Below are 26,881 nucleotides of genomic sequence, written 5' to 3'. Positions count from 1 at the left end.
ATCAACCTCCAACGAGACTGATCATGACACCTGCAGCAACGGCAGAACCAATCACTCCCGCCACATTCGGGCCCATGGCATGCATCAACAGGAAGTTGTGCGGGTTGGCCTCGAGGCCGAGCTTGTTACTTACGCGCGCGGCCATAGGCACAGCGGAAACCCCAGCCGATCCTATTAACGGATTGATCGGAGTGGAACCGAAGCGATTCATTGCCTTGGCGATCAACACGCCCGACGCAGTGCCGATACCAAAAGCAACAATACCCAGGCCGAGAATCCCAAGCGTGTTCACATCGAGGAATTTATCAGCGACCAGCTTTGAGCCCACAGACAAACCCAGGAAGATGGTTGTGATATTGATCAAAGCATTCTGGACCGTGTCAGACAGTCGATCGACCACACCGCATTCTTTCATCAGGTTGCCGAAACAAAACATGCCCAGCAGCGGTGCTGCGTCGGGCAGTAACAGCGCCACCAATATAAGTAACGCCAGCGGAAAGACAATTTTCTCCCGTTGGGAGACCGGCCGCAGTTGCACCATTTCAATCTTGCGCTCGTCCTCGGTGGTCAGCGCACGCATGATCGGCGGCTGAATCAGTGGCACCAGCGCCATATAGGAATAAGCAGCTACCGCAATAGCGCCGAGCAGGTCGGGCGCCAGTACGCTGGACACATAGATCGCAGTGGGGCCATCTGCGCCACCGATGATACCGATAGCCGCCGCATCGGCCACGCTGAAATCCATCACGCCGACGGAGGTCAGTCCCACAGCGCCGAGCACAGTGGCAAAGATACCGAACTGGGCAGCCGCACCCAGAAACAGGGTCTTGGGATTGGCGAGCAGCGGGCCGAAGTCTGTCATCGCCCCTACTCCCATAAAAATCACCAGCGGCGCGATACCTGAGGCGATGGCCACAGAGTAAAAGGTATACAACATACCGTTGCCATGGCCGGCATCCCGGGCCAGTTGCTCGGCAGCAAGGTGAGCTGATGCGCCTGCGTTGTCGTAAGCAATCAGCAGATCCTTGGTGCTTTCAAAGGTCGCCAGGCCCAGCGTGCTGGCGAACTCGCCCAGCAGCGCAGGGTCTGCCGCCTGCAGTGCATTCTCCACCGCCGAATAGGCCAGGCCAGCACCGGGAATGTTCGCCAGAATGCCACCAAAGCCAATCGGGACCAGGAGTAACGGTTCGAAATTCTTGCGAATGGCCAGGAACAATAGCAAAAGGCCGATAGCCATCATGACTACCTGACCGAGCTGCACCTGGGCGAGGCCGGAGGAATTCCAGAGAATGAGCAAATTTTCCATCGCCAGTTAGCCCAGCGTAATCAGGGTTTCGCCGACAGCGACGGAATCCCCCACCTTGACATCAACACTGGCAACAGTGCCATCGCGGCTGGCGCGTACCTCGGTTTCCATTTTCATCGCCTCGAGGATGATAATGACGTCCCCCGCGGCAACACTGTCGCCCGGTGCGACGTTGACCTTGAAAATATTCCCCGCAAGCGGGGCCGGCAGTGGCTCTGCCTCACTGCTGGCGACGGGCGCAACGGTGGCAGGGGCAGCCACCGGTGCAATACTGGAAATGTCGCCCCCATCACTGACTTCGACCACGTAGGCGGTGCCATTGACCTTGACGGTGTAGACCTCTGCAGCGCTGGCCGCAGCCACAGGCGCGGCTACCGCCGGGGGCTCGGGCTCACTACCAGGGCGCGGTTCAAAGGCATCGGGATTGCCGCGGTTTTCCAGGAACTTAAGGCCAATCTGGGGAAACAGCGCATAGGTGAGGACATCGTCGATTTCGCCCTCACCGGCGGTCAGGGCGACATTCTTCTCCGCTGCCAGCTTACGAAGCTCGGTGCTCAAAACATCGAGTTCAGGCTCGAGCAGGTCTGCAGGGCGACAGCTGATCGCCTCCTTGCCTTCGAGCACACGCGCCTGTAATTCTGCATTAACCGGCGCCGGCGCCGCACCGTACTCACCCTTGAGAATACCAGCGGTCTCCTTGGAGATAGACTTGTAGCGTTCACCTGTGAGCACGTTAATCACTGCCTGGGTGCCCACAATCTGGGAAGTGGGTGTCACCAGGGGAATGTATCCAAGGTCCTCGCGCACCCGGGGAATCTCCTCGAGCACCTCGTCGAGCTTATCAGCAGCGCCCTGCTCCTTGAGCTGGCTTTCCATATTAGTGAGCATGCCACCGGGCACCTGGGCCACGAGAATGCGGGAATCGACCCCGCGTAGCGAGCCTTCGTTTTTAGCGTACTTCTTCCGCACATCGCGGAAGTACGCCGCAATCTCTTCCAGCAGATGTATATCCAGGCCTGGGTCGCGGTCAGTGCCCTGCAGCATGGCGACCACCGATTCCGTCGGCGAATGACCATAGGTCATGGACATGGAAGAAATGGACGTGTCGACATTGTCGATACCCGCCTCGACACACTTGAGGATAGTGGACGTGGAGAGGCCTGTGGTTGCATGACAATGCAGGCCGATGGGAATATCGCAGGAGGCTTTAAGGCGTTTGACCAGCTCATAGCCCTCATAGGGGTGAAGCAGGCCCGCCATATCCTTGATCGCGATGGAGTCCGCGCCCATGTCCTCGATTAACTTCCCCTGGGCAACCCAGGAGTCAATATTGTGCACCGGGCTGGAGGTATAGGAAATCGTGCCCTGGGCGTGCTTGCCCACTTTTTTGACCGCCTGCAAGGCCACTTCGATATTGCGCATATCGTTCATGGCATCGAACACGCGGAACACATCCACGCCGTTATGGGCGGCGCGCTCAACAAATTTTTCGACAACGTCATCAGCATAGTGACGATAGCCGAGGATATTCTGGCCGCGAAACAACATCTGCTGCGGCGTATTCGGCATAGCCTTTTTCAGCTCGCGAATGCGCTCCCAGGGATCTTCACCCAGATAGCGGATGCACGCATCGAAAGTCGCCCCACCCCAGGTTTCCAGTGACCAGAATCCCACCTGATCCAGTTTGGCAGCAATGGGCAGCATGTCTTCGATACGGACCCGCGTGGCCAGCAGCGATTGGGAGGCGTCGCGTAAAACGACATCGGTAATGCCCAGAGGGCGCCTATTCTCATCCATGGGTGACCTCTATTTACTGTTTGTTGCTGCGGTGCTGATGAACGGCCGCGGATATAGCCGCGATTACCTCACCCTGCGCGGCCGCCGACGCGACAGGTTTACGTGGCACCGGCGCAGGTGCGGGAGCCTCGGGAAAGTAGCGCGTTATCACGGTAGACATAAACGTCGTGATCACCACCAGCAGCGCCAGAAACACGACTACGGTGCCCATGCCATAAAGCATCAACTCGACACCCTGGCTAACAATATCGTCTGTCATCTCAGTACCGTTACAAAAAAGGAGGAGCCAAAGCCTGCCCTGACTCCGGACGGAAGACCTCAATCATAAAACAGCTGGCCTGGTAGTGCCATTATTGCGCCATTAGTTGTAGCTATGCTCGATATTCCCCTGGAAGGTGGCCGGGCGTATAATTCGCGGCCTGCGACACCCAAGCACTCCAATCTCGAGAAAACACCATGCGACTGATGATCGCCCCCATGGAGGGCGTCGTTGACCACACCATGCGCACCTTGCTCACATCTGTCAGCAAGGTGGATCGCTGTGTCACCGAGTTCGTGCGCGTAAACGACCAGCTACTACCTCCGCGCGTGTTTCACCGCTATTGTCCCGAATTAAAACAAGGCGGCGTAACCCCCTCCGGCGTGCCCGTGTTCGTCCAGATTCTTGGCGGCGATCCCCAGGTGGTCGCGGAAAACGCTGCTCGTGCAGCAGAACTGGGAGCCGCGGGAATTGACCTGAACTTTGGCTGCCCCGCGAAAACCGTCAACAATTCCAACGGTGGCTCCATACTGCTGCGCAATCCGGAACACGTGGCAGCTATTGCCAGTGCTGCGCGCGCCGCTGTGCCCTCTTCCGTTCCCGTTACCGTCAAAACGCGTCTGGGTTACGAAGACGGCGCGCTGTTTGAAGATATTGTGCGTGGTATTGGCGAGACAGGTGCAGATGAACTCACCGTACACGCTCGCACCAAGCGCCATGGCTATCGACCACCAGCCTACTGGGAGGAAATTGCCATCGCCCGCGAGCTTCTGGACATTCCCGTCATCGCCAACGGTGAAATCTGGAGCCCGGATGATGCCCGGCGCTGTCGGGAAGTGAGTGGCTGCGAGGATCTGATGCTGGGGCGCGGCGCCCTTTGCCGCCCGGACCTGCCAGACCTCATCCGCGCCGATGACATGGCTGAAGACCGGGCGCCCTTGCGCTGGGAAGAAGTACTGTTACTGGTGCAGACCTACCTCGAGGCGACTATCGACGCCTACGACGCTCATTGCGTGGGCAACCCCATTAAACAGTGGCTGGTATATCTCAGAAGCTACTACCCGCAGGCTGCGATCTTGTTCGAGAACATAAAACGCCTCAGAGATCCCGAAGCCTTGCGTGCTCAGTTAGCAGCAGAAGTGAAAGCTGCGCCCGCAGTCGGACGCAGTGTGGCCTGAACTGACTCAGGCGGAGGCTTGCATGGGCTGGGCGAGTTCCAGCTCCAGTGCGTATATGTCCTGCTGTAATTGCTCCAGCTCAGATTGAACCCAGGCCTTCCAGAAATTGGCAATCTCCTGGCTCTCCTCAATCTCTGTCGCGATGTCCATGGGATCCCGTTCCAAATCGAGGTTCGCAAAATCGGTACCCAGGGCCTTCACCCCCACCCCCGACTGGAAGGCTGACAGCATCAAGTAGCCACTTTTGAGGTGTTCACTCAGACGTGCGTCATCGCTGTTACCTATGCACTTGAGCAGCGAGGCTTTCAGTTCGCGCTTGGAATGGGGCAAATCACTTTCATCCACTACGCGGCCCGGCATGACCGGCGAGTCTTCGAGATATCTGGCGTAATCCAACACCTTGCGCTGTGCCTCGACATAGCCCAGTTGATTTTCGCTGGCGCCACGGCGGCCAAAAATGCGGCTAAAGATTGTCATCACGTCTGTCTCCTCTTTCGAGCATGTTTTCCATGCTGGCTATTTCAGCGCAGGGGACTGACAAAGAGCATTGCCGTGAGCGACAGACACATGGGTTTCGGCGCCAATCAACGCCTGAGGAGCAAATTCCAGGCCCTGTAGGGGAAATAGATCGCCAGAATATACAGCGGGCCCCTGAGCGGGAACGAATAGCGCGGATCGGACTGGGTCGCCAAATAAACAAACGTGATATACAACAGCGTGATGCACAATATCATGGGGGTAATCGAAGACCTGTCGCCGAGCGCAACAAGCACACCCAACAGGCCCAGTACCAACAAAGGCAGGTGTAGCGTGCGCATTACAGAGTACGTAGCCCCGGCGACAGGGGAGACATCGTAGAGAGAGTACTGAATGGGATAGATGTATATATCCCGAAAACCTATCTGAACCTCCCAGCCCCATAATACCCGCGGTTTTTCCAGTAGATACCAGTTCAGCATACCCAGTGGGTCCGCTGTCACTTTGGCGGCCCACCTCTCAGCGAACTTAGCGTAGTCCCCATCAATCTCCTTCCTGTCGATATCCGCGGGGTTTGAAGGATCGCGCTTGTTGACACGCCAGATAGCGTGAAAATCACTGTGCATGCCAATAATCAGATTTGTTAACAGTCGATCTGCGGAGGTCAGCTCACTCGCTGACACCTGGATTTGGTTGCGCATTGACCAGGCACCCGCAGTCAGAACGACAGGCAGTATAACTCCGGCCAATATGACTGGGGCATGTTGCGGCGCCTCCCCCTTCCTGAACCAATACCACACTATCGCCAGCGCCAGCGCAGGGGCCAACAAGAGTGACACTGGATTCACCCACCAGGCTAACGCCAGAACAACACCGCCCGCGAGCAGCCTGCCCCTTTCCTGTCGATAAATGCCCTCAATCAAAAAGTACAAGCCAGCGACAATAAGGAATCCGAACAGTGTCTCAGTCAGAAGATTCTGACCCACCGCCACGAGATGAGGGGACAAGGCCACCAGAGCAGGCGGCAGCAGCGCCAATCCGAAGGGGAGTAAGCGGGCTGCTATCAGCCCGGTAAAATAAATAGTAAATACGCCTAACAGCGCCTGTACCGCAAGAATAAGGCGATAGCTCTCCAATCCAAGAGATTCACCACCGATCATCAAGGCAGCAAGAAACGCAGGGTAGCCGGGCGCCCAATATGAATCCGGCTGTGGGTTCTCAGCGCGTTGTTTGGAGAATACGCCGTGATGTAACAAATTATTTGCGTAGCGAACGTAGCTGGCCGCGTCAGCCTGTATCGCAGTGGCGTTAACGGTGGCTTCGTTGTAGCCAAATCTCAACACAGCGCCTGCCAGAAGACACAGACTAAAGCCCAGTACAAACCACCAGGTCGAATCTCGCAGAGCGTTATTCTTCAACGCCGAGTCTCTCTAGAACACCGTTGGGACAATTGCGTCTATCAGCCGCGGACCCTGCTGAGACATAGCCTCTGAAAACAACGCGTTAAACTCTTCCGCAGTTGTGGCGCGAGCTGCCTGCACACCCATACCCTGAGCCATGGCGACAAAATCCATATCCGGGTTGCCGATATCCAGGGTGCTGGCCGCACTTGGACCAGGCACGCCGTCACGGGCGCCGGTACGGCCGTACTCCATTTCCAGAATGGAGTATTTGCGGTTGTTAAATATAACGATCGTCACATCCGCATTTTCCCTCGCCATACTCCAGAGCGCCTGGATCGTATACATTGCACTGCCGTCGCCCTCGATACAGACAACTTTACGATCGGGACAGGCGATCGAAGCACCTAGCGCCGCAGGCAGGCCCCACCCAATACTGCCACCTGTCTGGTTGAGCTGTGTATGCCGGCGCGCGGCGCCGGTGAACATATTCACCATCATTCCGCTGGTGATGCCTTCGTCAACAAGAATCGCGTCCTCTGGCAGGTGATGGGCTATCGCCATACCCACCATGCCCGCATCGAGTTCTCCTTGCGCAAGGTCCGGAAGGTCCAGCGCGTGAACCCTCGGCTCGATTGCGGTGCCCCCGACAGCGCCCGCAAGCGCTGTCAGGGCACCATCGATATCGTCATTCGGTCCCGCCAGCACAAAACGCTCGGCCGCATCGGGGGCGATCGCACTGGGCACCCCCGGGTAGGCGAAAAACGAGACCGGGTCGGTTGCACCAACGAGTATCAATTGCTCGACGTCTTTCAAACTGTCGATAGCCAGCTCCGCGAGATAAGCGAGGCGCTCGATTGTCGCGGTGCCCTCGCCCCGCGCTACCTTGCCAGGCAAAACTTCGATAAGCACCCGGGCACCGGTGGCCTGGGCGATCTGGTCCGCCAGCAGACCATGCTCTTTGCTGACTTCGCGGCCACCAAGCAGAAGCAGCGTGTTCGCACCCGATGAAAGACGCGCTGCAGCGTCATCAATACGCTCGGCAGGCACCGCTAAGGGACCGACGATCTGGACTGCTGCCTCGGCACCGTTAGGATTGTCGCTCCAGGACACATCCGCCGGCAGCATCAGGGTCGCAATTTGTGAGAACCCAGCCTGGCGAACCGCCTCGGCACCGTCGCGCGCAATGTCCTCCGGCGATCGGGAGGTGTGCACCCAGTGCGAGACGGGACCGGCGATAGCTTCGATATCTGATGTCAGCGGCGCGTCGTACTCCAGGTGATACGTGGCGTGGTCACCTACGATATTCACCATTGGAGAATGGCCTTTCTTCGCATTGTGGATATTGGCCAGCGCATTGCCGAGCCCTGGTCCAAGATGCAGCAGGGTCGAAGCGGGCTTACCGGTCATACGTGCGTAACCATCGGCAGCGCCACTGAGAACCCCCTCAAAAAGGCACAATACACAGCGCATCTCTGCTACTTCATCCAGCGCGGCGACGAAATGCATCTCCGATGTACCGGGGTTAGTGAAACAAACATTCACGCCGTTATTGGTCAGGGTTGTCAGCAGGCTTTCAGCACCATTCATGCGGGTATTCCTTTGTTCACTTGTTTGCAGATTCGCTCAGGCTGGCATCGCGCGCCGCCTTGAACTCAACGCCTTCGTTCCAACGCGGGAACTCACGGTTGGCAGCCAGGCGCCGGCCCATCGCAAACAGCAGTTGCACTTCCTGTACCGAACCGCTGAGATCCCAGGACGGGTCGTATTCGTCAGAAGGCTTGTGGTAGTGGTGTTTACGATAATCGGCAAGACGCTTCGCCCCCCACTCATGACCGTGCTCGATACTGTCGGTAGCGCGTGTGAGGTACAGGGCGGGCACGCCGACGCGCGCCAGGGAAAAGTGATCGGAGCGATAATAGTAGCCCTTCTCTGGAAACGGCTCCTGGACCACGGCCCTGCCCTGCTCTGCAGCGGCCTCTTCCAGGTAACTCTCCAATTCACTGTTGCCATACCCAACCACGGCGACGGACTGGGTTAAACCCACCGTGCCTGAGGCTATATTGTCCATATTGAAATTGGCGACGGTCTTTGCCAGCGGGAAAATAGGGTTTTCACCGTACCATTGGGAACCTAGCAGGCCCGACTCCTCGGCGGTGACAGCCAGGAATAGGATAGAGCGCTCGGGTCGCTGGGGCAGTTCCATATACATGCGCGCTAATGAAAGCAACGCGGCGGTGCCGGATGCATTATCGCTGGCCCCGTTGTAAATATTGTCATCTCCCTCGCCTTCCCGCACACCAAGGTGATCCCAGTGAGAGGTATAGATCACGACCTCATCGGGATACCTGGTACCGGGAATAAGAGCTGCGACATTGTGGCTACTGGCACTGGTAAGCGTATTCTCAAGTGTCATTGAAGCGCGCAGGTCGCCCAATGGCACCGGCGTAAAATCGCCGCTTGCTGCTGCCGCTTTCTGTTCGCCATAGTCCAGACCCGCTGCAGAGAACAGGGCCTCGGCCTGTTCCAGAGGCAACCAGGCTTCTATCGCCACCCTGTGGGCATTGGCATTGGCATCGGTCAGACGGATCTGGGGACCGGACCAGCTGTTGCGCACTACGCCCCAGCCGTATGCTGCCGGCGCAGTCTCGTGCACAATCAGCACACCCGCAGCACCCTGGCGAGCCGCTTCCTCATATTTGTAGATCCAGCGGCCGTAGTAGGTCATCGCATTGCCATTGAATAACGCTGGATCCCGAGTGGCGAAACCCGGATCATTGACGAGCACCACGACCGTTTTACCCGTCACGTCGATTCCGGCGTAATCATTCCAGCCTCGCTCTGGCGCATTGATGCCGTAGCCGACAAATACCAGCTCGGAATCTTCTATCGAGACCTGGTCAAGCTGCCGGGTTGTCATCGCCATCATCTGGTCGCCGTAGTTCAGCTCGGCGCTGTAGTCGGCCCCGCGAATAGACAAAACGGCCTCGGGCGAGGAAGTTACGGCGGTAATCGGTACCTGCTGAAACCAGTCGCCATCATTCCCCGGTTCAAGCCCCAGCGCTTCAAAGTGCTTTACCAGGTAGGCAACGGTCAATTCCTCACCTTCGGTGCCGGGCTCACGCCCCATATAGGCATCAGATGCCAGCTCGGCAATGTGCTGATGCAGTTCCGCATCAATTGTGGCGTCGGGGCTGAGCGCGACGGCCAATTGAGATACACCTTGCTTACCTTCGGGCGGCGGTGTCACTGAGGCATCGCTGCCGGAATCACAGGCGGCAACCAGCAGTGCGGCGCCCAACATAGCGATTAATTTGCGCAAGGGAATTCTCCATTGTGTGCGGCGGAGAGTTATCATACTGACAATTCCGTGAGCGCGCACAGGCTGTTGCGGTATTGCCGCCCTCATTCGTCTATTAGCCAACGCCTGCGAAGGCCACCCACAACAAGGACACTCAATGACCAGCGACAGCGCCGCGGCTTCGGCTCAGGACACAGGATTTTTCGGCCACCCCCGAGGCCTGTTTGTATGCTTCGCCACCGAGCTGTGGGAGCGTTTCTCCTTCTATGGCATGAAATACCTGCTGTTGCTTTACCTCACAAAATATCACCTTTTCTCAGACGCAAATGGCCTGGAAGTACTCGGTAGCTACGCAGCCCTGGTGTATGCAATGCCAGTCATCGGCGGCCTGCTGGCCGACCGTTATCTCGGGATGCGTAAAGCCGTTATTTTCGGCGGGCTACTGCTGGTCGCGGGCCACCTGGGTATGGCCGTAGAGGGCGAACAGGCCCGCTACGTGGAAGGCGTGGTGGTGCGCGACGAAGGCGCGCTGCAAGTGTTCTATTTCTCCCTGGCCTTAATCGTCATGGGCGTGGGTTTCCTCAAGCCCAACATATCCACTATCGTCGGCCGCCTCTACAGCGAAGATGACCATCGACGGGATTCCGGTTTCACCATCTTCTACATGGGCATCAACATCGGTTCATTTGCCGCCACCCTGCTGTGTGGCTATCTCGGTGAGACTTATGGCTGGGCCTATGGCTTCGGCGCTGCAGGCATCGGCATGCTGGTCGGCCTGGTGACGTTTATCACTGGCCAGAAACACCTCCACGGCCACGCCGAACCCGCCAACCCTGACGCGCTTCAGGAAAAATCTCCCATCGGCATCAGCAAGGAATGGAGCATCTACCTGATCTCCCTGCTCGGCGTTTTCGCCGCCTGGCAGATGCTGCAATTTCATGGCGCTGTCGGTATTACGCTGAACGTGCTCTCAATTGCTGTGCTGGCTGGCCTGGCCTGGTTCATCACCACCCGCTGTAACAGCGTTGAACGCGGCAGAATGATTGCCCTGATTGTGCTGACGATGTCGACCGTTGTGTTCTGGGCACTGTTCGAGCAGGCCGCTGCGTCCATGACTCTCTTTGCAGACCGGGTAATGGATCGCACCCTGTTCGGCATCGAATTCACCGCCTCACAATTCGGCGCTCTTAATGCCTTCTTCATCATGACGCTGGCCCCCTTCTTCGCCTGGCTTTGGACGGCACTGGACAGGCGCGGCCTGGAACCGTCAACGCCGGTCAAATTTGCCCTGGGTATCGCGCAGGCCGGGCTGGGTTTCGGCGCACTGGTCTGGGGCGCTGCCAATCCGGATGACGCGGGCCTTGTGGCCGCCTGGTGGATGGTGCTGGCCTACCTGCTGCACACCACCGGAGAACTATGCCTGTCGCCGGTAGGGCTATCGGCCGTGACCAAGCTGTCTGTGCCCAGTGTAGTGGGCGTGATGATGGGAGCGTGGTTCCTCGCCACAGCCTACTCAGAATTCGTAGCGGCTCAATTGGCCAAACTGGCCGCAATAGAGACCGTCGATGGCGGTGTGACTGACATCGGCGCTGCCCTGGCCAGCTACTCCAGCCTGTTTAACGATCTGCTGTGGGTGGGCCTTGGCGTCGCCCTGCTGCTGTTCCTCGCCTCCCCTATCCTCAGGCGCCTGATGCACGGAGTGCACTAAACGTAACTTCGCGCTTGGCAAAGGGGCACTGCACGCCGTACATTGCCCCTTTATCCAGACATAACACAGGAGTGGGCGACGCGAGGTGAATAAATTCAACCTCACGTTCTGGGGCGAGATTCTGCCGGGCCGCGATCCGGAGACGGTCAAGGCTCGCTTCGCCAAAATGTTCGACATCCGGGAACCGGAGCAACTCGAGCGCTTTTTCTCCGGCGAAACGATCGTTCTTCGCCGCAATATCGAGCGCAAGGTTGCCGCCGAGTACTACGCCAAACTGCGTAAGCTCGGTGTTGAGGCCGAACTCCGCAAAATCGATGCTACCGGCATTGCCACCGAAACCGAGACCCAGCGCGCCCATCAAGAGCAAGCCGAAAAAGAAAAACTGGCTAAGCGAGCAAAGTGGGAACAGGCCCGGCAGGAGGCTGAGCAAGAAGCCCAGCTAAGGGCCACCAAAGAACGCGAACGCAAACTCGAGAGCAGTCGTCAACGCCAGCAGCGGGAACGCCGCGAAGCACAGGAAAGCGAGTGGAAAGCGCGTCAGCTGGAGCGCGAGCGCGAGCAACTGGCGCAGGCAGCCCGCCGACAGAAAGAACGCGAAAAACAGGCGATTCTGCGGACGGAAGAAGAACGCCGCAGGCAAGAGCAAGCCGAGGCACGCGCCCAAAAAGACGCGGAGGAAACCGCTCGCCGCCGCGCTGAGGCCGAGGCGACCGCTCAGCGTAAAGCCGAAGAAGTACAACGCAAACAGGCAGAGGCCGAAGAGCGCGCTAGGCTGAAAGCCGAGGAATCGGCACGCAAGAAGGCTGCTCGGGAAGCCGCACGCAAAACCAAGGCTGAAGCGGAGGCGAAACGCAAGGCGGAGGCTGCAGAGCGCCGCGCGCAAGAAGAATCACAGCGTCGGCAAGAGAAAGCAGATCGGGAAGCCAAAGCCGCGAGGCAGCGCGCTGAGCGAGAGGCTCAGAAAAAGAATGAGCAGGAACTCGCTGCGAAGAAAAAAGCAGAGCGGGAAGCGGCAGAAAGAGAGCGCGCCAGGCAACTTGCCCTGCAGCGAGAAAAGGATGCTGCCGAGCTACGCCTGCGGCAAGAAGCAGAGGCCGAGGCCGCCGCCAAAGCGGCGGAAATCAAGCGACAGGAACAGGAGAGAATCGAGCGCAAGCGCGCTGAAGAATCCGCCCGCAGACAGCGCGAGGCCGCAGCGCGGCGAGCGGCACAGGAAGCTGAGCGTGTAGCTCGAGAAGCTGAGAAAGCGCGCCTCAAAGAAGAACAGGAAGCGCACAAAGCCAGAGAATTGGCACTGGAGCAAGAGCGCGAAGCTGAGCGCAAGCGCCTTGAGGAGCAGGCGCTGGCCCGAGGTGCAGCAGAGCTGTCCACCCAAAAAGGCCTGAAAGTAAAATCGGCCGCCGTACGCTCCGCGATGGAACTACCCCGCCGTGAAAAACTCGGCAGCGGGCCCTCCCGCAAACGCCAGTCTGGCGCACCCAACGACTACCGCACCCATCCTTTTCGCAACAGCGCCGAAGTGCGCAGCCGCGCAACCGTAGCTCGCGACAGCCTTAAGCGGACACTCGCAATCGCCGCGACAATACTTGCAGCTACCCTGCTGCTTACTGGCCGTTATATCAGTCTCGACCCCACCGAAACAGTTTCCGGACCGTCGCGGATTGTCGCCGCTCCCACCGGCACACTGCTCGTGGAGGCAGCGGGACAACTGCTTATTCACGACCGCTCAGGCACAGGCAAAAATACGCTGTCCTTCCTCGACCTGGGGCTCGCTGCAGACACCCGCAGCCTCGGCTTTGGTCCCGATGGCAAGCTGCTGGTTTGGGGCTCGGCAATCGAGACGAAGACGGCCAGCGAGGACACCACGGGAGCTGGCCTTTGGTCCTGCGACCTAGCGACAGAGAAATGCAAAGCACTCCCCAAAGGAGTATTGGCCAGCGCACCGGATAACGTGGTCATCCACGATCTCAGCGGTCAGATGTTTGTCGCGACGGCCGGCACCGGTGAATTGCTCAAACTTGATCCCACTGGTGAGATTCTGTCGCGCACAGAACGCGCCTTTGCGCCCTCGCCAGCACTGCGGCTGGAGATGGGCTTGCTCTTCGCAGGCAGCGCCGAGGGCCCGGCAGTGAGCGTGCTTCGCTATGAAGATGACGCCTTTGGCAGGCAGCTGGATGAAGTTTTACTCCTCCCGCCCCGTGCACTGGAAGAATCTCAGACCCAGGTTCACGACTTCATTCGCTCCGGTGAATACTGGTGGGTCAGCCTGCGCAATCCGGAAACGGCCAGTGGCGGGCTCTACCTGTTCGATAGCGACTGGAAATACCTGCGGGAACTTGCAGTACCAGCAACACTGACTTCCGGCCATCTCACTCGCTGGGGGCAGAAAATACTGCTATTCCACCCAGGGACCACCGAGGTGTTGCGCTTCAGCAGTACAGGCCTGGCCGAGGTAAATTACGAATCAGACCTGCTGACTGAATTCATCGCCGAACAGCATCGCAGTGAGACGATCAGCGGTGCGATCTGGGCGACTGTCTTCTCGTTGTGCCTGGTTGCGGTAGTCGGTGCGTTGACGTACACCTGCCATCAGTACCTACGCAGTTTGGTTTATGTCAATCGCCCTGCTAGCGGCGCAGAACCACTCGACCAATACAGCGAGCATATTGTCTGGGTAGATCCGGTGGAAGACCGCCGACGAGACCTGCTTCGCACTGGGCTAGGCTACGGTTTAATCTGTATCGCGGTGCTGCTGCTGATCGCTGGGCTCGACGCTAGCGCGCACCAGGCTCTGGCGGCCATCCTCGCACTGTCCGGTCCCGCTATTGGCCTACTGCTATATGGGCGTGGCGAGAGCGGCCATGCCGGTCGTGTGGAGGACACCCTGGCACTCGTTGACCACCGGGATATGTATCACCTTGCTCACGGGGCTCGCATCCACTACCGCGGCCCCTTCCTGATGATAGATGACGTGGTGGTGTTCACCGGCACGGCACTCGTGCCCAATCTGAACCCGGAGCAGGTACGCGAACTGATTTACCCACTGGCCCGCCACGGCGCGCGGGTCGACCGCAAAACTGCGCTGATCAAGTTGCTCGAGGTTCGCCATCCGCTCGCCGTCGGGGGCGTCGCCTGCGCTGTTTCCCTGCTGGCGGCCCTGGTGGTCCTGGTCGCCGGCAGTTTCTAGACTGTCCGACGCTACCCACTGCGTGTTAATCAGATATACTGGTCGCTAATCTTTGGGGGGCACCAGGCCAACACATGAACCACAGTACCGCGCCGCAAGTTTCCCTGTTTGTCACCTGCCTCGCAGACCTGATGCGGCCGTCCGTTGCCTTCGCCACTATTCGTCTGCTCGAGCACGCCGGTTGCGAGGTCTCCGTGCCCGTCGAGCAAACCTGCTGTGGCCAACCCGGCTACAACAGCGGCGAGTACGAAAGCACGATACCCGTGGCCAAAAGAACCATCGAATTATTCGAGCACGCTGAGTACGTGGTAGCCCCCTCCGGCTCCTGCGCAGGCATGATCGTCCACCACTATCCCAAATTACTTACAGGCGAATGGCGCGAGCGGGCCCTGGCGCTCGCAGAGAAAACCTGGGAGCTGACCAGCTTTCTAACCGATGTAGTTAAACTGGATACGCCACCTGCTCACCCCACTCAACTCCCCCCCCTCACCTATCACGACAGCTGTGCTGGTCTGCGCGAACTGGGCATAAAGGAGCAACCGCGCCAGCTCCTCAAATCACTGTGTGGGGTTGATGTCACTGAAATGCAGCAGAGCGATGTCTGCTGCGGCTTCGGTGGTACTTTTTGCGCCAAAATGCCCGACATTTCGGCCAAGATGGCCGACGACAAATTGCGCAACGCGAGCGCAACAAACGCGGCAATTCTCACGGGCGGTGATCTAGGCTGCCTGCTCAACATCGCCGGTCGTGCGCGCCGCGAAGGCCTTGATATTGAAGTGCGCCACGTCGCTGAAATTCTCAGCGGGGATCTATACGGACCCGCCATCGGCGAGCGGGAAGGCTAAATGGAACAGCACAGCGATCAGTTCTATGCCTTGTCTGAAGACGCGCTGGAAAAGACGGAGCAAGTAAAGCGTCGCGATATGCTGGGCCTTTTCATGCCACTGCTACGCGATGCGGCGATGGACGAACTGGGTGAATTTGAGGCACTGCGCCAACACAACAAACGCATTCGCCAGCACACCCTCGACAACCTGGACTACTATCTCGCGCGTTTTGAATTGGAAGCCACTAACAACGGCAACCAGGTGCATTTCGCCGACACCGGCGCCGAGCTGAATTCGATCGTGCTGGATATCTGCCAGCAGCACAGCGCGCGCCTGGTCGCCAAAGGCAAGTCGATGGTGACCGAAGAAACCGGGCTGAATGACTATCTGCAGCGGGGAGGCCTCGATGTTGTCGAAACCGACCTCGGCGAGTACATCATCCAGCTGGCGGGCGAAACACCCAGCCATATCGTCGGCCCGGCACTGCACAAGTCGCAAAGCGATATTCGCGACTTGTTCTTCGACAAGCACCCGCTGGGTGAGCGCGAACTGGAGGACATCCCGGCCCTCGTAAGCGAAGCCCGCCAGATGCTGCGCGAGACCTTTTTAAAGGCGGACGTGGGTATTATTGGTTCCAATGCCCTTATTGCCGAAACCGGCTATTCCATGCTCGTCACCAACGAGGGCAATGGCGATCTGTGTGCCAACCTGCCGTCCATACTGATCGTGTGCACCACCCTGGACCGAATCCTGCCTCGCGGAGAAGACGCCGCAGCTGTGCAACGCTTGCTAGTGCGCTCCGCAACCGGTCAACCTCAGACCTGCTATACCAGTTTCTACTCAGGACCACGGCGCGAAGGAGACACCGACGGGCCACTGGAAACCCACTTTGTCCTCCTGGACAACAAACGTTCCGACATCCTCGCCAGTGACTACAAGGAAATGCTGCAGTGCATCCGTTGTGGCGCATGCCTCAATCACTGCCCGATTTTCACCTCTGTTGGGGGGCACAGCTACGGCGCTGTCTATACAGGGCCGATGGGTTCGGTACTCACTCCACTGCTATCTTCCCTGGAGGAGGCAGAAGCGCTGCCCAACGCCTGCACCAGTTGCGGCCGCTGTGCTGAAGTGTGTCCCTCTGACATTCCACTGCCGGACCTATTGCGCGACCTGCGTCACGAACAGAGTCAACAAAAAATCACCCCACGCAGTTGGCGCGGCGGCCTGCGCCTGCACGCTTTCCTTGCGGCACGTCCCACGCTGTATCGATTTTTCGTGGACCTTGGCGTTGGCGTCATGGCCAGGCTGGGAAAGAAAAAGGGAGTCTTCAAACGCTTGCCACTGGCCAGCGGCTGGACCCAAGTGCGCGATTTCCCCGCGCCACAGGGCGACACCTTCATGAAACAGTACAAAGCCAGGAGTCGTGGTGATGAGTAGTGAAAGCCGCTCCAGAATCATGGCCCGGGTACGCGGTGCGAGTGCCGGGAGCAAAGGCGTCGACATCGAGCGCGAGCTAGCCAGTTTTGGCACGGCGCCCACCGCGCCCCTCCTGCACGAAAACCTTGCCGTGGCCTTTATGGCGCGCCTGCTCAAGAATCAGGCAACTGTCGCTCTGGCGGCGGACCGAACCGCGGCGGTAAAGGCTGTGGGCCAGTATCTCTATGAACATCACCGCAGCCACCGGTTGGTCGCCAGCAATGCACCGCAACTGGCCGCTATGCCATGGCGAGACGGCGGTGTTCTGCCGCGCTTCGGTGAACTGGAACCCGGCGAGCCTGTTGCACTGGGTTATGGCCGCTGGGGCGTCGCTGAGACAGGCGCGGTTGTCACCCTCACGGGCAAGCAGAATCCGGCGCCCAATAGTTTTTTACCGGAACAGCATGTGCTGTTACTGGATGCGGGGAATATCATTCCCGACCTGGATGCACTCTGGAAAGAGCTTTCTCCCGAGTTGGAGCAGGGCACGCGACCCAGAGGCATCAATTGCATCGCCGGCCCCTCTAGTACCGCCGATGTCGAAGCCACACTGGTGTATGGTGCCCACGGCCCACGCGGATTACATATTGTGGTGATGGGCGACATTCCCGAAGATTCGCTGCAGGAAGCCCAGCGCCTCGCCGGGGCATAAAAAAACCCGCCAAGCGGCGGGTTCGAAAATAACTCTTGTTGGACCTGGATGGGTTGCCATCGGCAGCGGACTTGCCGCTGTCAGCCCCGGCATTTGGGGCTCTGTGTTTCGAGTTGCACCCAGATTAGACCTGCTTGTGATATGTATCCAATGTATTATTATTATGAATAACATGAATTGAAATTATATCAGGCGCTATGGATACTCGCGAGCTCGCCAAAATTGATCTTAACCTATTGATATCCTTGCAAGTTTTAATGGAGGAGAAGAATGTTTCGCGAGCGGCTGAGCGACTCCACATTACCCAGCCGGCCATGAGTAAAACGCTTTCCCGGCTAAGAAACCTGTTTGACGACCCTCTTTTCACCCGCACTAGCCACGGCATGCAGCCAACACCCAGGGCGATAGAACTGAACCAGGGGCTCACCGAGGTTCTCGCCGGCATCAGCAATCTGGTGAGTAACACCCATTTCAATCCTGCCGATTGCGATACCGAAGTTACCCTCGCCGTCTCTGAGTACATCGGCGTGACCCTGCTTCCGATCCTGGCGGCACGCTTGCAGGCCCAGGCACCGTTGCTCCACCTGCGAATCGTCACCCGCGTTGAAAACCAGCTGGAACAGCTGGCCCTGGGCAATCTCGACTTCGCCATCCACATTCGCCAGAGCCAGTACGGTTCTGACTTTCGCCTTGCCGATCTGGGTGGGAGCCCGCCAGTTTTGCTGATGCGGTCCGACCACCCCCTTTCCAGTGGCCCGGTCAGCACTCAGGACATTCAGCAATACCCCACCATTCGACTCTATATCTCGGACCGGGAGCAGTTGGATGTTGCGCCGATCACATCGAGCCTTGAGGAGGCTCGCCAGCGTTCCCGCGGATCGCTGGAGATCTCTCACCTGATGACCGCGATGGAGGTACTGCGCAACACAGACTACCTGATGCCGGGCCCCGCATTCTTGCTGCAGAATGAGAGCGTAAGCCAGGGGATTGCTGCCCAGCCGTTCCCCGATGCCGGCGACCTTTCGGTGGATTATGTGCTGGTCAGCCACAACCGCACCGCAAACTCTCTCATGCACAACTGGCTATGGGAACAGATCACCTGTACCATCCGCGACCTGCGCCCAACCCAGCCTCAGAAGCTTCGTCAACGCGTGGCCGCAGGCAGTACCTGATAGCACCAGACAGCGAAATTATGAGCAAAAAGAAGCGCCGGGAAATCCCACTTTTTCAGACGCCGATTATCGAGACCCACTGCCACCTTGACTATCTGGAGGGCGAGGAGCTCGACAGCACCCTCGAAAAAGCCCGTCAGGTAGGCGTCGAAAGAATCATCACCATCGCAGTCTCCCCAGACAATCTGGCCAAGGTCCGCACGCTGACCCGTCATGCCCCCGACATCTGGGGCACTCAGGGTATTCATCCGCACGAAGCCGAGCACTACAACGCTGAGGTCGAGGCCGAAGTTCGCGAGCATGTCGCCGACGACCGCATCCTGGCCGTGGGCGAAATTGGCCTCGACTATCACTATGACCACGCCGACCGCGCGACCCAGCGCAAAGTCTTTGAGCAGCAGCTCCAGATCGCCGCCGATACCGACCTGCCCGTGGTGATTCACACCCGCGAGGCAGACGAGGATACTCAAGCGATCCTGGCCAACTTCAGTGACTGTCTGCCACGCAAAGGGGTGATCCACAGCTTCACCTCCGGCATGGCCCTGGCGGAGTACTGTCTGGGCGAAGGCTTCATGCTGGGTTTTAATGGTATCGCCACGTTCAATCGCGCCGACAATGTTCGCGACGTCATCGCTGCCACGCCTGTCGAACAGGCCCTACTGGAAACTGACGCCCCCTATTTAACCCCTGTGCCCTACCGCGGCAGGCCAAATGCACCCTTCTACCTCCCCTTTATCGCCGAACAGGTGGCTGCCACAATGCAGATCGAGGTGGAAGAACTGCTGAGACAGGTCTACCGTAATAGTGAGGCACTTTTTTTCACTCGTAATTGATGGCCTTCAAGAGTAGTTGATGGAATACCTCATTGGACAGCGCTGGGTCAGTCATGCTGACGCCCAGCTCGGCCTTGGCGTGGTGGTCGAAGTTGAACCGCGCCGCATCACCCTCAGCTTTCCCGCCGTCGGCGAGGAGCGCACTTACGCGATCGAGAACGCGCCCCTGACAAGGCTGCGATTCAAGGTCGGCGACCACATTAATACCGTCGAAGGTGTGGAACTCGTGGTAACCGACGTACATGAACAGCATGGCCTGCTCATGTATACCGGTACCGATCACCACGAGGAACAGATCGCGGTATCTGAACTGGAACTGGACGCCTTCGTCCAGCTCACCACACCACAGCAGCGCTTGCTCAACGGTCACTTCGACAAGAACAGCGACTTCGCCCTGCGCGTCGCGACGTTGGAGCACACTGACCGTCTGCAGAGAAGCCCGGCCAGCGGCCTCATGGGATCGCGTACCAGCTTACTCCATCACCAGCTGTACATTGCCAATGAAGTGGGCCAGCGCCACGCCCCGCGTGTACTGCTCGCCGACGAGGTGGGCCTGGGTAAAACCATCGAAGCAGGCATGATCATTCATCAGCAGTTGCTCACCGGGCGTGCCAGCCGCGTCCTCGTGCTTCTGCCCCCCAGTCTGATGCACCAGTGGCTGGTCGAAATGCTGCGCCGCTTCAACCTCCACTTTGCCCTGTTCGATATCGATCGATTGGCGCAAATGGACGAGGGAAATCCCTTCGAGGCAGAGCAGCTCGTGCTGTGCTCGATGGAGATGTTCGAAGCGAACGATCACCTGCAACAACTGGCGCTGGACGCGGGCTGGGACCTGGTCGTGGTCGATGAAGCCCATCACCTGCACTGGTCAGAGGACGAGCCCGGCGAAGACTATCGCTTTGTCGAATCGCTGTCGCAGGTCTCACCCGGCCTGCTGCTGCTCACCGCAACGCCCGAACAGATCGGCCAGGCGAGCCACTTTGCCCGCCTCAGGCTGCTGGATCCATCGCGTTTCCACGATCTCGAAGCATTCAAGGAACAGGAGCTGGAGTATCGGCAGATGAGCGCGATGGCAGACGCTCTGGAAGCCGGCACTGTACCCGAGGACTTGCCCGCCGACCTCGACCGTTCTCTCCCGGCAGGAGAACTGGTCAACCAATTGCTCGACCGTCACGGCACTGGCAGGGTCCTGTTCAGAAATACGCGTGCCGCAGTTGAGGGCTTCCCCCAACGCATACTGCATCGCCACCCACTGCCTGTGCCCGAGGAATATGCACATGCGCAGGTCGACCTCATCGAGCGCCTGCACCCAGAGCTGCCCTACTACGATGATAGCTGGTTGGATTTCGACCCGCGCGTCGAGTGGCTGGTCAAGACACTGAAAGAACTTCGCCCCGAAAAAGTGCTGGTGATCTGCGCCCATGCCACCACAGCAGTAGCCCTGGAGCATTATCTGCATATGCGAGCAGGCATTCGCTCCTCTGCGTTTTATGAAGGCCTCTCTATCATTGAGCGAGATCGCGCCGCTGCCTATTTCGCGGACGAAACCAATGGCGCGCAGACTCTGGTATGTTCCGAGATCGGCAGTGAAGGTCGGAACTTTCAGTTCTCCCGCCATCTCATCCTGTTTGACCTGCCAATGAACCCCGACCTGTTGGAACAGCGCATCGGTCGCCTGGACCGGATTGGCCAGCAACACGATGTGGAAATCCACGTACCCTACCTTGAGGGCACACCCCAGGAAACGCTGCTGGACTGGTATGACCGCGGGCTGGATTTGTTCCGCGACAGCTGCAGCGCCGGCACTATGATTCTCGAAACGTTCCGCGACCGGCTTGTGGAGCAACTCAAGACGCGCACAGAGGCGTTTGATACGCTTCTGGTCGACTCAGCAGACTTCACCCATCGCACCCGCGAAGAGCTGCGAGAAGGTCGCGACCGACTGATTGAACGCAACTCCTGTCGCCGGGATGTGGCGGACGCCCTGATCAACGAAATCGAAGGGCTGGAAAGTGGCGACACTCTCGAGAACTACCTGGAAGCACTGTGCGAGGCCTTTGGCGTCGACCAGGAATTCCACTCAGAGCAAACCCTGATCCTGCGCCCATCGGAACACATGCTCACCGGCCACTTTCCCTATGTAGGCGACGAGGGAACGACCGTGACCTTCAGCCGAGATAAAGCACTGGCGCGGGAAGACATGGAGTTCGTCACCTGGGAACACCCCATGATCCATGAAGCAATGGACATGGTGCATTCAACCGAATTGGGCAATGCCGCTCTGGGCACAATCAAACTCAAGGGCGTGGCAGCCGGCACCATGCTGCTGGAAGCCCTGTTTACCGTGAACTGTGTCGCCCCGAAATCGTTGCAGGTTGAGCGTTTCTTACCGTTGACGCCCATGCGCTTGCTGGTGGATGCGCGTGGCAAGGAGTTAGCGAACCTGGTACCCCACGAGCGTCTGAACTCGCTGGTAGAAAAAGTGAAGAAGCCGACCGCGCTCGCCATCATCAAGCAGGTACACCGCGAAGTGGATGCGAAGATGAGCCTGGCCAAAGCGCAGGCCGAGGTGCGACTCAAGGAAGTTTTAACGGACGCTGAAAATCTGATGCGCAGTGAACTCGGCGCGGAACTGGCGCGATTGGAAGCGCTGCGTGAGGTCAATCCCTCGATTCGTGAGGAAGAACTGGAGAACCTGCGTTATCGTATTGAAGAGTGCGCAATCCACATCGCGCACGCCAACCTGCAGCTGCAGGCCCTGCGACTGATCATTACCACCTAGCAGCCTGCAGGCTTGTTCGTCTTGTGCCGCTTCTTGCGGCACGAGGCGCGCTTCTCCGCTGGCTCCTCCGCTATTGCAGCCGGCTCTGGTGCGGCAACTGCGTCTGTATCTACCGCCTGAATCTGCTCTACCACTGAGAGCACCAGTCCATTTGGCACCGGCACGCTGAGGTTGTACTGGGCAACTTTCCACTGCCCATCGACTCGTTGCAGCACACCACTGCTGCGACAATGCCCCAGTTTGTCATGTTCCAGAGCCTCGTCGAACCAGGCAATATCGCCATCTTCGGAATATGCCACATTGCGCGACAGTGGCCGGTATTCCCAACCCCGCCCCGATTCAAAATGCGGCCGGGCAAACTCACGAAACTCATCCCCCTGCCAGCGTTCAGTGCCGTCTGTGCCGAGAAAAACAACCTCCTCCGTCAGCAACGAAAAATATGTATCGAGGTCAGCTTCCGCGGCCGCGCGATGGAATGCATCGAGGACATTGTTGGCCCCACCCGCGAAGGCGGGCAAACCAATGATCAGCAATAAGAGTGGCAGCGCGAGGCGAGCATACAGGCAGGACATCAAGACATCTCACAGTGGTTTTACGGCACGTTTACGAAAGCCCAAGTTAGCATACACTATACCCTCACGCACAATGCCGATTACACTGCCCGTATGAGTCTTTCCAATTTTCTGACAGCTATCCTTACGGCCGGCCTGCCGCTCTTCCTCTTGAGTTTTGGACTTATTTCCTGGGCAATGCATCGGGGTTGGCTGAGCGGCAATTCAGTGAAGGAACTGCAACTCAATATTGATGCCCTGAGCAAAGCCCGGAAAGACAAAAAGCAGCGAACCGAGTTGGACCCGGTAATGGAGCGGTGGTTTCGTTTTGGCGGTGGTTTCTATGGCGTGGTGGCGCTGTATACCTGGCTCTATATTGAGTTCGACGATGTCGTCAACTTCCTGCAGGGGCTTGCAAACATTGTATTTGATTTCAGCCCCAGCGGCCTGTTCCAGCTGATCCTCGAATTGTTCATCGAATCTATCATGAATTTCGTTTGGGCTATCGCGTGGCCCGCCTACTGGCTGTCCGAATCGCGCGACGCCTGGATGATGCTGTTCGTGGGCTACGCAGGCTATTGGCTGGGTATCAAAGCCGCCGCGTATGCAAGGCGCTTCCGGGTGTAGGCCGTCTCTTTATCGAGTTTCCTGCTGCAGCTTCCAGCCGACATAGGGGATCTGTACCCAGAACGAAAAATAGAAAAACGTCAGGTACCAGTAGGGTACGACGAAGCCGATACCCAGATCCTTGTAAACGGCCAACAAAAGATAGTCGTACACGAATAAGGGCAGGGTCAGGTACAGCGCCAGCCATCGAGCATTCGCCAGATGTCGGCCATCGTCCCAGAATTTACACAGCGTGTAGCGGCTAACGGGAAAGTAAACGAGAGTTGCCAGAATCACGACCAGCACCTTGGCCCAGTCCCACCACTGCTGATAATACTCGGGCAAGCCAATCAGATAGAACGTAAGCCAGGTGAAAAAGCTGTAGGCCAACAGCTGCAAGTGCTTTTTCGTTGTCATCTTGTGCTTCACCCTCACGTGAGCTCTACTTCTGCTCTATCACTACTCTTTTAAATCTGTATCAAGCTTAACACCGTTTAGGTATGCTGGATCGATTGACAGTATCAGCATGCACGACTAATCGTTTCACTTGGAGCAAAGGTTTATGGGCATAGCAACAGAAGCGTCAAAAACGGGAACAAGAACAGCCACCTGGATGGGTATCGCCGTCGTAATCATGGGGCTAATTGCCATCGCGATGCCGCTGGCAACTGGCGTAGCCATCACAATCACCCTGGGCCTGGTCCTGATCATCACAGCAATTGCACAGATTGTATTCGCCTTCCAATCTGACTCGTTCGGCAGTGGTGTATTGCGCTTCGTGTTCGGCCTGTTGGCTGGTATCTGTGGCACGACGCTGATTAGTCAGCCCGGTGCTGGATTAGCGACGATCACCCTGTTTCTGGCGGTCTGGTTTTTTATCGACGGCGTCTTCGCCATTGTGCATGGGATTCGCTGGCGCCCCGCACCTGGAGCCGGCTGGATGATCGTCAATGGCGGCGTAGGTATCATTCTTGGGGTCATGATCTACAACCAGTTTCCCAGTTCGGCTGCGTGGCTGGTGGGCCTGATGGTCGGTATTCGCCTGCTGCTTGCGGGCTGGACGATGATCGTGCTGGGCGCGGTCACGCGCAGCGCAGCAAAGGCGATCGACAAGGAAATCAGCAGCGTTACCGAAACTTAACCCCTGACAGGGTTTAAAGTCACATCGGACCCCAGCTAGAATGTCGGCTACCATGACAGGAGCCGACAATGAGTCAGGCAGACAGCCCACTTCAAATTCTTGACGTATTGATCGTAGGAGCAGGTTTCGGCGGAATTTGCGCCGGAATCAAATTGCGTCAGGCTGGCATCGAGAATTTCAAGATATTCGACAAGGCTGCCGGCATCGGTGGCACGTGGTGGCACAACACCTACCCTGGTGCTGCCTGTGATATTCAGTCACATCTTTATTGCTATTCCTTCGAGCCCAACCCGAACTGGTCGCGAAAATTTTCACCACAAAAGGAAATTCAGGCCTACATAGAGCGCTGTGCAGAAAAATACGCCATCATGGGTAACATCCATCTGGAGCGGGAAATTCAGCAGCATGCTTTCGTCGACGGGCTGTGGCGCACGACTTTCACGGATGGAGAGATCGAGTGGTCACGGCACGTTATCTTCGCCACCGGAGGACTCCATGTTCCGTCTTTTCCGGATATCGCAGGGCGAGACACATTCAATGGCCCCACCATGCACTCCGCCGAGTGGAACCACAGTGTAGACTTTGCAGACAAGAAGGTTGCGGTTATAGGCTCAGCCGCGAGTGCGATCCAGTTAGTCCCGGAACTGGCGAAAATTTCAGCCAAGGTAAACGTCTACCAACGGACGCCGAACTACATAGCACCGCGCAATGACATCGAGTACCCGGAATGGGTGAAAAAATTGTTTTCAGCGCTCCCTCTCACCAACTGGCTCTACCGCAAGATCATCTTCTTACGAGGTGACTACTTGCTCTTTCCGGTGGTAAAAACAAAGCGGGAAAGCCGCTGGCGAAACCTGCTGGAAGGAAAAATAAAAACGCATATCCGCACAAGTGTGAACGACCAGGAACTCTCGGAACGCATGGTCCCGGACTACCCGATGGGTTGTAAGCGGATTCTTATTGCAGACAACTTCTATAACGCCATTAATCGCGACAATGTGACGTTAATCACCGACGGCATAGATCGTATTGAAGCGGACGGCATTGTCACAGCCAATGGCGAGAAACAGGCAGTAGATATCATCGTCTACGCCACGGGGTTTGATATGGAGAAGCACTTGGTGGCAGTGGAAGTCATCGACACTGCAGGAAAATCGCTGGCAGAACGATGGCAGAGCGGCCGTCCAAGCGCATACAAAGGCGGGTTTGTTCCCGGCCTACCCAATTTCTATATGACCACCGGCCCCAACACCGGCTTTGGGACCACATCGGTCGTCGGTGTTATCGAAGCACAACTCCAGCTGATCCTCGAGGCCATAGAATTAACGGGGCAGGACCAGCTGATCGAACCGAGTGAAAGTGCCTGCCAAAAATATGTCGATGACATTCGCAGTGCACTCGACGAAACCGTGTGGGGAGGCGGATCCTGCAGCAGCTGGTATGTTAACGAACAAGGAGAGAACGATACGCTATACCCCTACAGTGCCAGCACATTTATGAAGGACCATCGCCGCCTGGCGATTGGAGACTTCAGGGTTTACCCGCGCAGTTAAGCAGGCAGCTAGATAGGCAGTGGTATAAACACCGAACCGGCCGTGTGTACCACCTTGGTGACACGCCGATCATTGGCATCGCTATCAATACGCGCCATCATTTCCTGTAGCACAATCAGCTTTCCAAACAGGCGTTCAAAACTGAGATTGTCAATCTCACCCTTGTATTCACTAGTAATCAGCCAGGGCTCGCCATTGGCACGGCGGTTTTCGCGCAACTTCCAGGCCAGCACTTCCACATTGTGGGCGCTTGTCCAGAGAAGCTCAGCGTCCAGTGAATCGAACAGAAATAGCTCGTCGTTGTAACCATAGGCATGGCGCAGCATCCCTCCCAAGCCGACAATCAAGGCAAAGACCCGGTCGCCATCGAAGTGTGGATTGAACACAAGTTCCATGGCATCAATGCCCTGACGCTCGCCCAACTCGATAAATTTCAACTCTCCAGGCTGGCTGAGTAACTGCGCCAAACGCTGCTCGGCCGTCATACCGGGTGTCTTGCGCAACTCGGCGGGATTACGTTTGTAGAGCTTGACCGTGAGCTCTCGCACCAGCCGCCGTGTCTCGTCGATAAACTCGTCAGCAACGAGGTCGATATCTGACTTCGCCAGATTTTTGACGTCGTAGCTGCCACAGCCAGAAAGCAACAAGATCAGTGACAGAAACAGATAACGCATC

At 57.7% G+C, this 26,881-nt stretch carries 22 protein-coding genes; 12 read left to right on the top strand and 10 right to left on the bottom strand.

Annotation, left to right across the window (positions count from 1 at the left end; all coding sequences use genetic code 11):
- Position 1: 1 nt before the first annotated feature.
- Genes EY643_RS06415 through EY643_RS06405 form a run of 3 tightly spaced genes read right to left on the bottom strand, consistent with a single transcriptional unit; the run spans position 2 to position 3,362 of the window.
- On the bottom strand, positions 2 to 1,306 hold the full coding sequence (locus EY643_RS06415) for a sodium ion-translocating decarboxylase subunit beta (RefSeq protein ID WP_152661418.1): 1,305 nt from the start codon (positions 1,304 to 1,306) through the stop codon (positions 2 to 4).
- A 6-nt stretch (positions 1,307 to 1,312) separates the two neighbouring features.
- Positions 1,313 to 3,103, bottom strand: a complete 1,791-nt coding sequence (gene oadA, locus EY643_RS06410) for a sodium-extruding oxaloacetate decarboxylase subunit alpha (protein WP_152661417.1) — start codon at positions 3,101 to 3,103, stop codon at positions 1,313 to 1,315.
- 13 nt (positions 3,104 to 3,116) lie between these two features.
- Positions 3,117 to 3,362: an OadG family protein gene (locus EY643_RS06405; protein WP_152661416.1), complete on the bottom strand. Its 246-nt coding sequence runs from the start codon at positions 3,360 to 3,362 to the stop codon at positions 3,117 to 3,119.
- 197 nt (positions 3,363 to 3,559) lie between these two features.
- Here EY643_RS06405 and EY643_RS06400 point away from each other — a divergent pair, with 197 nt between their 5' ends.
- On the top strand, positions 3,560 to 4,540 hold the full coding sequence (locus EY643_RS06400; protein WP_152661415.1) for a tRNA-dihydrouridine synthase: 981 nt from the start codon (positions 3,560 to 3,562) through the stop codon (positions 4,538 to 4,540).
- A gap of 6 nt (positions 4,541 to 4,546) precedes the next feature.
- Here EY643_RS06400 and EY643_RS06395 read toward each other — a convergent pair whose 3' ends face one another.
- From EY643_RS06395 to EY643_RS06380, 4 genes are all read right to left on the bottom strand, one after another.
- Positions 4,547 to 5,017 (bottom strand): hypothetical protein, encoded by a 471-nt coding sequence (locus EY643_RS06395; RefSeq protein ID WP_152661414.1) that lies wholly within the window; start codon positions 5,015 to 5,017, stop codon positions 4,547 to 4,549.
- Positions 5,018 to 5,124: 107 nt separating this feature from the next.
- Entirely contained in the window at positions 5,125 to 6,435 is a 1,311-nt protein-coding gene (locus EY643_RS06390; RefSeq protein ID WP_152661413.1) for an ArnT family glycosyltransferase, read from the bottom strand.
- A gap of 12 nt (positions 6,436 to 6,447) precedes the next feature.
- Positions 6,448 to 8,007: an acetolactate synthase large subunit gene (locus EY643_RS06385; RefSeq protein ID WP_152661412.1), complete on the bottom strand. Its 1,560-nt coding sequence runs from the start codon at positions 8,005 to 8,007 to the stop codon at positions 6,448 to 6,450.
- 16 nt (positions 8,008 to 8,023) lie between these two features.
- Complete coding sequence (locus tag EY643_RS06380) at positions 8,024 to 9,739, bottom strand: M28 family metallopeptidase (protein WP_205743166.1); 1,716 nt, start codon at positions 9,737 to 9,739, stop codon at positions 8,024 to 8,026.
- A 136-nt stretch (positions 9,740 to 9,875) separates the two neighbouring features.
- Between EY643_RS06380 and EY643_RS06375 the strand changes: the two genes are divergently transcribed.
- From EY643_RS06375 to rapA, 8 genes are all read left to right on the top strand, one after another.
- On the top strand, positions 9,876 to 11,426 hold the full coding sequence (locus EY643_RS06375; protein WP_152661411.1) for a peptide MFS transporter: 1,551 nt from the start codon (positions 9,876 to 9,878) through the stop codon (positions 11,424 to 11,426).
- Between the two features lie 85 nt (positions 11,427 to 11,511).
- The gene (locus tag EY643_RS06370) at positions 11,512 to 14,613 is read left to right on the top strand and encodes an NHL repeat-containing protein (protein WP_152661410.1); all 3,102 of its coding nucleotides are present in this window, start codon (positions 11,512 to 11,514) and stop codon (positions 14,611 to 14,613) included.
- Positions 14,614 to 14,687: 74 nt separating this feature from the next.
- Positions 14,688 to 15,458 carry a (Fe-S)-binding protein gene (locus tag EY643_RS06365; RefSeq protein WP_152661409.1) on the top strand — a complete coding sequence of 257 codons (771 nt, stop codon included), beginning with the start codon at positions 14,688 to 14,690 and terminating at the stop codon, positions 15,456 to 15,458.
- Positions 15,459 to 16,877 carry a LutB/LldF family L-lactate oxidation iron-sulfur protein gene (locus tag EY643_RS06360; RefSeq protein ID WP_152661408.1) on the top strand — a complete coding sequence of 473 codons (1,419 nt, stop codon included), beginning with the start codon at positions 15,459 to 15,461 and terminating at the stop codon, positions 16,875 to 16,877.
- Positions 16,870 to 17,568, top strand: a complete 699-nt coding sequence (locus EY643_RS06355; protein ID WP_152661407.1) for a LutC/YkgG family protein — start codon at positions 16,870 to 16,872, stop codon at positions 17,566 to 17,568. The genes EY643_RS06360 and EY643_RS06355 overlap by 8 nt, the downstream gene beginning before the upstream one ends.
- Before the next feature lie 257 nt (positions 17,569 to 17,825).
- Positions 17,826 to 18,740 carry a LysR family transcriptional regulator gene (locus EY643_RS06350; RefSeq protein WP_240732843.1) on the top strand — a complete coding sequence of 305 codons (915 nt, stop codon included), beginning with the start codon at positions 17,826 to 17,828 and terminating at the stop codon, positions 18,738 to 18,740.
- 20 nt (positions 18,741 to 18,760) lie between these two features.
- Complete coding sequence (locus EY643_RS06345) at positions 18,761 to 19,573, top strand: TatD family hydrolase (RefSeq protein ID WP_152661405.1); 813 nt, start codon at positions 18,761 to 18,763, stop codon at positions 19,571 to 19,573.
- Positions 19,574 to 19,592: 19 nt separating this feature from the next.
- A complete protein-coding gene (gene rapA, locus EY643_RS06340) occupies positions 19,593 to 22,355 on the top strand; it encodes an RNA polymerase-associated protein RapA (protein WP_152661404.1) in 2,763 nt (920 codons plus the stop codon).
- Here rapA and EY643_RS06335 read toward each other — a convergent pair.
- Positions 22,352 to 22,927 carry a nuclear transport factor 2 family protein gene (locus tag EY643_RS06335; RefSeq protein WP_152661403.1) on the bottom strand — a complete coding sequence of 192 codons (576 nt, stop codon included), beginning with the start codon at positions 22,925 to 22,927 and terminating at the stop codon, positions 22,352 to 22,354. The two genes, rapA and EY643_RS06335, sit on opposite strands and share 4 nt — an antisense overlap.
- A gap of 93 nt (positions 22,928 to 23,020) precedes the next feature.
- Between EY643_RS06335 and EY643_RS06330 the strand changes: the two genes are divergently transcribed.
- Positions 23,021 to 23,533, top strand: coding sequence for a hypothetical protein (locus EY643_RS06330; protein ID WP_205743165.1), 513 nt, complete (start codon positions 23,021 to 23,023; stop codon positions 23,531 to 23,533).
- Positions 23,534 to 23,542: 9 nt separating this feature from the next.
- On the opposite strand, the gene EY643_RS06325 is transcribed toward EY643_RS06330, so the two are convergent.
- A complete protein-coding gene (locus tag EY643_RS06325; protein WP_152661401.1) occupies positions 23,543 to 23,929 on the bottom strand; it encodes a hypothetical protein in 387 nt (128 codons plus the stop codon).
- 145 nt (positions 23,930 to 24,074) lie between these two features.
- Here EY643_RS06325 and EY643_RS06320 point away from each other — a divergent pair, with 145 nt between their 5' ends.
- Both EY643_RS06320 and EY643_RS06315 read left to right on the top strand, forming a co-directional pair.
- Positions 24,075 to 24,653 (top strand): HdeD family acid-resistance protein, encoded by a 579-nt coding sequence (locus tag EY643_RS06320; protein ID WP_152661400.1) that lies wholly within the window; start codon positions 24,075 to 24,077, stop codon positions 24,651 to 24,653.
- A gap of 68 nt (positions 24,654 to 24,721) precedes the next feature.
- Positions 24,722 to 26,206 carry a flavin-containing monooxygenase gene (locus EY643_RS06315; protein ID WP_152661399.1) on the top strand — a complete coding sequence of 495 codons (1,485 nt, stop codon included), beginning with the start codon at positions 24,722 to 24,724 and terminating at the stop codon, positions 26,204 to 26,206.
- An 8-nt stretch (positions 26,207 to 26,214) separates the two neighbouring features.
- On the opposite strand, the gene EY643_RS06310 is transcribed toward EY643_RS06315, so the two are convergent.
- Entirely contained in the window at positions 26,215 to 26,880 is a 666-nt protein-coding gene (locus EY643_RS06310) for a hypothetical protein (protein WP_170287301.1), read from the bottom strand.
- Position 26,881: the final 1 nt, after the last annotated feature.

Source organism: Halioglobus maricola (assembly GCF_009388985.1).
In the GTDB taxonomy this organism is placed as follows: Bacteria; Pseudomonadota; Gammaproteobacteria; order Pseudomonadales; family Halieaceae; genus Halioglobus; species Halioglobus maricola.
Note: the sequence above shows the minus strand (reverse complement) of the source record. Positions and strands in the feature narration are given on the sequence as shown.